This window comes from Streptomyces sp. 15-116A, from assembly GCF_025290915.1.
GTDB lineage: Bacteria > Actinomycetota > Actinomycetes > Streptomycetales > Streptomycetaceae > Streptomyces.
The window spans coordinates 1-4,689 of the sequence record NZ_JAOCQE010000392.1; the positions used below are offsets into that span (position 1 = coordinate 1).

5 protein-coding genes are annotated in these 4,689 nt (G+C 70.5%); all 5 read right to left on the bottom strand.

From position 1 onward, the window contains the following. On the bottom strand, positions 1–512 hold a 512-nt coding region (locus N4P33_RS33010), incomplete at its 3' end, for a trypsin-like peptidase domain-containing protein (protein WP_399030564.1). 255 nt (positions 513–767) lie between these two features. Further along, positions 768–1,673, bottom strand: coding sequence for a tRNA pseudouridine(55) synthase TruB (gene truB / locus N4P33_RS33015; RefSeq protein ID WP_260830614.1), 906 nt, complete (start codon positions 1,671–1,673; stop codon positions 768–770). Then, a complete protein-coding gene (gene rbfA / locus N4P33_RS33020; RefSeq protein WP_260830615.1) occupies positions 1,670–2,119 on the bottom strand; it encodes a 30S ribosome-binding factor RbfA in 450 nt (149 codons plus the stop codon). The genes truB and rbfA overlap by 4 nt, the downstream gene beginning before the upstream one ends. 48 nt (positions 2,120–2,167) lie before the next feature. Further along, entirely contained in the window at positions 2,168–2,461 is a 294-nt protein-coding gene (locus N4P33_RS33025; protein WP_095749689.1) for a DUF503 domain-containing protein, read from the bottom strand. 173 nt (positions 2,462–2,634) lie between these two features. Beyond that, positions 2,635–4,689 (bottom strand): translation initiation factor IF-2 (infB, locus tag N4P33_RS33030; RefSeq protein ID WP_260830616.1); only part of this gene is annotated, 2,055 nt, incomplete at its 5' end.

Below are 4,689 nucleotides of genomic sequence, written 5' to 3' on the forward strand. Positions count from 1 at the left end.
GCGTCGAGCACCGGGCCGCCCGCCGCGCCGCCGCCCAGGCGCAGCGCGTCCCGGCCCGCGGTGCCCACGGCGAGTTCCAGAGCGCGGTCGAGGGTGTGGCAGCGGTCGGTGGCGGTGTAGGTCACGGCGGTCACGCCGAGCACGCGCGCCTCGCGCCAGCCTCCGGCGGGGATGCGGACGTGGCTGCCGCTGTCGACGCGGTCCCGCGCGGCGATCGGCAGGGGCGCCACGCCCAGCCCGTCGCTGCGCACCAGCGCCAGACCCAGCGCGGGCAGCGGTGTCACCGCCTCCGCCGTCACCGCGCACCGGCGGCCCCCGGGGGCGTGCAGCACGAGGCGCGGCAGGCCGTCGACCGCCTCATGGCTGGTGATCAGCGTGCCGTGGTGGTCGGCGAGGAAGCCGGTGCCGCGCGGCCGTCCGGCGAGGTCGTGGACCCGTACGAGGACGTCGTCGGGGGCGCTGTCCCGCTCGGGGGTGATCGCCTGAACCGGGGCGTTCCGCTGCTCCGTCACGCCGCCTCCCCGCCGTACCTTCGTGACCTGCGTGCCGCTGTGCTCGACGGTACGGCGGAGATGATCAGCGGGACAGATCGCTGCGTGAACGCGCCCCCTTGCGCTCCCCCGGTTCACTCCGAGCGCCCGCACTTACGGGTGAACGAACGGGGGCCGGTGGATACACCCTAGGGATGGGGGAACCGAGGGGGATCGTGGAGCGGCGGCATGAGCATCCCCGTGACGCCGCTCCACGGCTGATGAGGCCCGGTGTGGTCAGCCGAAGACGGCGAGGCTCTTCGCCTTGCCCCGGTGCTGCTCGACGAGGGCGAGGAACCGGCCCTCCGGGTCGAAGACGGCCACGGGTCCCGAGCCCGCGTACTCGTCCGGCATCTCCAGCCGCACCCCGTTGGTGAGCAGCCGGGCGCGCCGGTCGTCGACGTCCCAGCGGGGGAACGCGGCCGCGGCTGCCTCGGCGATCGGCATCACGGTCAGCTCCTGCTGGAGCTGGTCCAGCGTCCTCGCCGAGTCCAGCTTGTACGGCCCCACGCGGGTGCGGCGCAGCGCGGTGAGGTGGCCGCCCACGCCGAGGTCGGCGCCCAGGTCGCGGGCGAGGGCGCGGATGTAGGTGCCGGAGGAGCAGACGACGGAGACGATCAGGTCGAGCACCTTGGTGCCGTCCTCGGTCTCCGCCTCACGCAGGTCGTGCACGGCGAACGAGGAGACGGTGACCGGCCTGGCCGGGATGTCGAACTCCTCGCCCTCGCGGGCCCGCTTGTAGGAGCGCACGCCGTTGATCTTGATGGCGCTGACCTTGGACGGCACCTGCATGATGTCGCCGGTCAGCTTGGCGACCCCGGCGTCGACGGCCTCGCGGGTGACCCCGGAGGCGTCCGTGGTGGAGGTGACCTCCCCCTCGGCGTCGTCCGTGACCGTGTTCTGCCCGAGCCTGATGGTGCCCAGGTACTCCTTCTCGGTCAGGGCGAGATGACCGAGGAGCTTGGTCGCCCTCTCGACACCGAGGACGAGGACGCCCGTCGCCATCGGGTCGAGCGTGCCGGCGTGGCCGACGCGGCGGGTGCGGGCGATGCCGCGCATCTTGGCGACCACGTCGTGCGAAGTGAAGCCCGACGGCTTGTCGACGATGACAAGGCCGTCGGGCGTGGGGTGCTTCTGGGTCATTCGGCGGTGTCGTCCGTCTCGTCGTCGTCCGGCTTGCGGTACGGGTCGGGCTCGCCGGCGTACGTCGCCCCGGCGGATGCCTCGCGCACCTTGGCGTCGGACTGGCGCGCCTTGTCGAGGAGGTCCTCGATGGTGCGCGCGGTGTCCGGCAGGGCGTCCATGACGAAGGTCAGGGTCGGCGTGAACTTCACGCCCGCCGCCCGGCCCACCTCGGAGCGCAGGATGCCCTTGGCGCTCTCCAGACCGGCGGCTGCGGCCTTGCGCTCCTCGTCGTCCCCGTAGACGGTGTAGAAGACCGTCGCCTCCCGGAGGTCACCCGTGACGCGGGTGTCCGTGATGGTGACGTGCGAGCCGAGCCGCGGGTCCTTGATCCCGCGCTGCAGCTTCTGGGCCACCACCTCTCGGATGAGGTCCGCCAGCCTTTTCGCCCGCGCGTTGTCGGCCACTGGTCGTCTCCCGTTCTTTCCTGTCTCAGTTCTCGCCAGCTGTGATCGTCAGTCGTCTTCGCCGTGGAAGCGCCGCCTGACGGACAGCAGCTCCACCTCGGGGCGCCCGGCGACCAGCCGCTCGCACCGGTCCAGTACGTCGGTCAGGTGCCCCGCGTCGCCGGAGACCATCGCGAGGCCGATGATCGCCCTGCGGTGGAGATCCATGTGGTCCACCTCGGCCGCGCTCACCGCGTACTTGCGCTGGAGCTCGGCGACGATCGGGCGGACGACGGAGCGCTTCTCCTTCAGCGACCGTACGTCGCCGAGGAGGAGGTCGAAGGACAGCGTCCCCACATACATGTGTGCAACCGGTTCACCCGCCGGCACGGGATCGATGGCCCCGCGTCCGAACGGGCGGGGACACCAAGACCGTACAACGAACGGTGCCTGCCGATCGACGGATATAACGCTCCGTAGACGCGGCGCTGGCCGACGGGAACGACGTCCCGTCGGCCAGCACCCACCCCAGGCTGTTACGCCCGCGGCTTCTCGCGCATCTCGTACGTCGCGATGACGTCGTCGACCTTGATGTCGTTGAAGTTTCCGAGGTTGATACCACCCTCGAAGCCTTCGCGGATCTCGGTGACGTCGTCCTTGAAGCGACGCAGACCCTCGATGGTGAGGTTCTCCGCGACCACCTTGCCGTCGCGGATGAGGCGGGCCTTGGTGTTCCGCTTGACCTCGCCGGAGCGGATGAGAACACCCGCGATGTTGCCCAGCTTGGACGACTTGAAGACCTCGCGGATCTCCGCCGTACCGAGCTCGACCTCCTCGAACTCCGGCTTGAGCATGCCCTTGAGGGCCGCCTCGATCTCCTCGATCGCCTGGTAGATGACCGAGTAGTAGCGGACGTCCACACCCTCGCGCTCGGCCATCTGCTGCGCACGCCCGGCGGCGCGCACGTTGAAGCCGATCACGATGGCGTCGGAGCCCATCGCCAGGTCGATGTCGGACTCCGTGACCGCACCGACGCCGCGGTGCAGGACGCGGATGTCGACCTCTTCGCCGACGTCCAGCTGGAGCAGGGAGGACTCCAGGGCCTCGACGGAACCAGACGCGTCACCCTTGATGATCAGGTTCAGCTGCTGGACCTCGCCGGCCTTGAGCACCTTGTCCAGGTCCTCGAGCGAGACACGGCGCGTGCGCTTGGCGAACGCGGCGTTGCGCTCACGGGCGGCGCGCTTCTCGGCGATCTGACGGGCCGTACGGTCCTCGTCGACGACGATGAAGTTGTCGCCCGCACCCGGGACGTTGGTGAGGCCCAGGACCTGCACCGGAGTCGACGGGCCGGCCTCGGCGACGTTGTTGCCGTTGTCGTCGAGCATGGCGCGCACGCGGCCGTAGGCGTCGCCCACCACCATCGTGTCGCCGACCCGCAGCGTGCCTCGCTGGACGAGGACGGTCGCCACGGCACCGCGGCCCCGGTCGAGCCGGGACTCGATCGAGATGCCCTGCGCGTCCTGCTTCGGGTTGGCCCGCAGGTCGAGCGAGGCGTCGGCGGTGAGGATGACGGCCTCGAGGAGGCTGTCGATGTGCAGACCCTGCTTGGCGGAGATGTCGACGAACATGGTGTCGCCGCCGTACTCCTCGGCCACCAGGCCGTACTCGGTCAGCTGACCGCGCACCTTGGTCGGGTCCGCGCCCTCGACGTCGATCTTGTTGACGGCGACGACGATCGGGACGTCGGCGGCCTTGGCGTGGTTGAGCGCCTCGACCGTCTGCGGCATCACACCGTCGTTGGCCGCCACCACGAGGATCGCGATGTCGGTCGACTTCGCACCGCGGGCACGCATGGCGGTGAACGCCTCGTGACCCGGGGTGTCGATGAAGGTGATCTTGCGATCCTCGTCGTTGACCTCGGTCGTGACCTGGTAGGCACCGATGTGCTGGGTGATGCCACCGGCCTCGCCCGCGATGACGTTCGTCTTGCGGATGGCGTCCAGCAGGCGGGTCTTACCGTGGTCGACGTGACCCATGACGGTGACGACCGGCGGGCGGACCACCAGGTCCTCCTCGTCGCCCTCGTCCTCGCCGAACTCCAGGTCGAAGGACTCGAGCAGCTCGCGGTCCTCCTCCTCCGGGCTGACGATCTGAACCGTGTAGTTCATCTCGTCGGCGAGGAGCTGGAGCGTCTCGTCGGAGACGGACTGGGTCGCGGTGACCATCTCGCCGAGGTTCATCATGACCGCGACGAGCGACGCCGGGTTGGCGTTGATCTTCTCCGCGAAGTCGGTGAGCGACGCACCGCGCGACAGGCGAATGGTCTCGCCGTTGCCGCGAGGCAGCATCACACCGCCGACCGACGGAGCCTGCATGGCCTCGTACTCCTGGCGCCTCTGCCGCTTCGACTTACGGCCACGACGCGCGGGACCGCCGGGACGGCCGAAGGCGCCCTGCGTGCCACCACGGCCACCGGGACCGCCGGGACGGCCACCGAAGCCGGGACGGCCACCGCCGCCGCCGAAGCCGCCGCCACCACCGGGACGACCGGCGAAACCGCCGCCGCCACCGGGACGACCGCCGCCACC